General features: G+C 48.5%; 3 protein-coding genes. 2 read left to right on the forward strand and 1 reads right to left on the reverse strand.

Annotated features, from left to right (window positions below):
• A partial coding sequence (locus Q0R35_RS14680) for an Npun_F0494 family protein (protein ID WP_295619783.1) occupies window positions 1–288 on the reverse strand: 288 nt, incomplete at its 3' end.
• 249 nt (window positions 289–537) lie between these two features.
• Between Q0R35_RS14680 and Q0R35_RS14685 the strand changes: the two genes are divergently transcribed.
• Together Q0R35_RS14685 and Q0R35_RS14690 are read left to right on the forward strand one after the other, a co-directional pair.
• Window positions 538–726: a hypothetical protein gene (locus Q0R35_RS14685; RefSeq protein WP_295619786.1), complete on the forward strand. Its 189-nt coding sequence runs from the start codon at window positions 538–540 to the stop codon at window positions 724–726.
• Between the two features lie 252 nt (window positions 727–978).
• Window positions 979–2,880, forward strand: a complete 1,902-nt coding sequence (locus Q0R35_RS14690; protein ID WP_295619789.1) for a S9 family peptidase — start codon at window positions 979–981, stop codon at window positions 2,878–2,880.
• Window positions 2,881–3,230: the final 350 nt, after the last annotated feature.

Here is a 3,230-nt window from a genome sequence, read left to right on the forward strand (position 1 = left end):
CAACCGAAAACTATCGGTTAAACCTTGTCCGTCCACTTCCCGCCGTAACATGCCTACTTGAATCAGCCAATTGGTGGCTGTTTCGACACTCAGCTCCGAGAGAGGATAGCGAGTATAGCCAGATTTGACACCGAGATCGCCAGCTAATTTGGGTACCGAGACACTCTCCCAGCGCAGTTTGGCAAATAGAGCCAGGTGAAATGGCGCACAGCGTAAGGCGAGTTCGGCACGATCGATCGTTGGAGCCAGATAAGAGATAGTTTTGCCAGAAGTAGAAGGAACAGCCACGATCGCTAACTTAAATATAAATAACTACATATATTTTAACGCTCTAGCCACTCGCACACCGATAAATGGCTGATGCGATCGAGCGGCTAGATGTGAGAAATTAATATAGCTATGGCAATTAACATTTTCAGCAACGATCGACATCACCACTGACGACTAAATTAACCACTAGCAAAATTTTCTTTCTGGCTAAAACTCTCCTGTGCCGAAAGTGCCCGTTAAACAGTCCACCTTACCCACATAACGATCGTGTCTAGCGGCGAAACACCTAAAGTCCCTTTTCCTTGGTCGGCGTTTTTGAGTCAGCCAGTATTTCAGCGCAAGTACAAAGTAATTCTCAATCCGGGATTATTCCAGCAAGTCTATCAAGTTCGCCTGCTAGAAAGTTGTCTTCACAAACAACTGCCATCTGCCAGATACCGTAATTTTAGCGGCTAAACAGTGTGGGCACGCGGGGGAAAATTACCCCGCTGGCACCGAGGTTTTTCAACAAGCTTTAGCGATGAGTATTTATCCCGATCTCCAGCGGCGATCTATTAGCGAGAAATATATCGAAAAATTTTGGTTGATAGTTATATAGTCAGGGCGATGAGGGTTCGACACGATCGGTTAGAATCCAGGTAAGTGAGTTTAACTTCACCCAAGCGTCAAGATTCGCGCGCGCTCATCCACCTTACATTGCTTGCCACTATGCAACTCGCTCCCTTTGGTTCTTGGAAATCGCCGATTACTGCTGATTCGATTGTCGCTGATAGTATCGGTTTGAGTTCGATCGTTTTAGATGGCACGGATGTTTATTGGTTGGAATCTCGTCCTCAAGAAGCTGGGCGCAGTGTCATTGTTAGGCGTAATGCGAATGGGCAGATTGAAGATATTACGCCGCCTGACTATAACGTCCGCAATCGCGTGCATGAATATGGCGGTGCCGCCTATACCGTTGTCGATGGACGAGTGTATTTTAGTAACAATAGCGATAACTGTCTCTACATTCAAGATTTACGATCGGCAGATCCCAAGCAAGTTAGTCAACTCACCCACGATCGTACCAAACGCTATGCCGATTTAACGATCGATCCTCATCTGAATCGATTAATTTGCGTTCAACAAGAACACGATTCGGCAGATTTCGATCCATTAAATACGATCGTGAGTATTAGTTTAACTCCACCCCATAGCGTATCCACATTAGTGTGCGGCTGCGATTTTTATGCCGCACCCCGATTGAGTCCCGATGGCACTAAACTTGCCTGGTTGAGCTGGAATCACCCCAATTTACCTTGGGATGGTACCAATCTCCAGATGGCAACCGTTAGTAATGGCTATATCTCTGCACCTAACTCGATTGCTGGCGGTGCTAATGAAACTATTTTCCAACCCCAGTGGTCATCTGATGATACCTTGTATTTTGTCAGCGATCGCACTGGTTGGGGCAACCTGTACGCTTGGCGCGATGGTAAAGTTACGCCCGTGTATGAATTAGCTGCCGAATTTAGCCTGCCGCAGTGGGTATTTGGCATGTCCACTTACGCCCTCGTCGGCAAACATCGGATCGTCTGTACCTACAGTCAAAATGGCGTGTGGCACCTGGGCATAATTAATACCCTCAGCGGGCATTTTACCCCCTTGAGTGTCCCCTATACCGACATTGCCAGCGTCCGCACGGTGGGCAACTTACTCGTCTGCTGTGCCGCTTCTACCACCCAAATCAACGAGATTATCGCCATCGATTTACTCACAGAATCCCGCGAAGTTCTGCAACGTTCCAATCGAGTCAAAATCGCACCGGGCTACCTCTCAATCCCTCAATCGATCGAATTTCCCACTACCGACGGTCAAACCGCCTACGCCTTCTATTATCCCCCCACCAATCAAGATTACCAGCCACTGCTGGGCGAAAAACCACCCCTCCTAGTCAAAAGTCATGGCGGCCCCACAGCAGCGGCATCCAACCAGCTCAACCTCAAAACTCAATATTGGACGAGTCGCGGTTTTGCCGTCGTCGATGTGAACTATGGTGGGAGTACGGGCTATGGTAAAGCTTATCAACACCGCCTCGATGGGCAGTGGGGCATTGTCGATGTCGATGATTGCACCAATGCCGCCCTCTATTTAGTCAAGCAGGGCTGGGCAGATGGCGATCGGCTGGCAATTTCGGGCGGTAGCGCAGGGGGGTATACGACCCTAGCAGCACTCACGTTTGGGGATACCTTTAAAGCCGGAGCCAGTTATTATGGCGTGAGCGATTTAATCGCACTTGCCAAAGATACCCACAAATTTGAATCGCGCTATCTCGATCGATTAGTCGCACCAGATCCAGATACTTCGCCAATTTATCGCGATCGATCGCCCCTATATTTTACCCAGCAATTGTCCTGTCCGATTATTTTCTTCCAAGGTCTAGAAGATAAAGTCGTCCCGCCCAATCAAGCCGAAATGATGGTAGATGCCCTCAAAGCCAAAGGCATTACCGTCGAATATGTCACCTTCGCTGACGAGCAGCACGGCTTTCGTCAAGCAGCAAATATCAAACGCGCCCTGACTGACGAGTTTGCTTTTTATGCCCGGATCTTTGGGTTCCAGCCAGCAGCCTAAATTTCTCTGTCTGCTACGGTGTACCGACAAGTCGGATCGGCTGCTGCTGAGATGGTGTTACCCCCCCTTATAAAGGCTATGCATTACCCACAGATCCACTCGAACCATCCAGGCGGGATAAGGAGTGGGAGCATTTAGGTAGGGGCAATTCATGAATTGCCCCTACCTAAATGACTAGCAATCTCCCAAACCATTACAATCATTGGATAATCTGTGGGTAATGCATAGCTTATAAAGGGGGGGACAATTCTTGGCTCCCTCCCCTTTATAAGGGGCAGGGTGGTTTCATACACCGGAAGAAAAATCTTTCAGTTCACTTCAGTGAACTTTGGCTATGAGCAAGGAATTCA

The sequence above is a fragment of the Chamaesiphon sp. GL140_3_metabinner_50 genome (genome assembly GCF_025361915.1).
Lineage (GTDB): Bacteria > Cyanobacteriota > Cyanobacteriia > Cyanobacteriales > Chamaesiphonaceae > Chamaesiphon.

Excerpts from the sequence above, each read along its gene's own strand:
- Q0R35_RS14690 (WP_295619789.1), top strand. The coding sequence starts at position 979 with ATGCAACTCGCTCCCTTTGGTTCTTGGAAATCGCCGATTACTGCTGAT.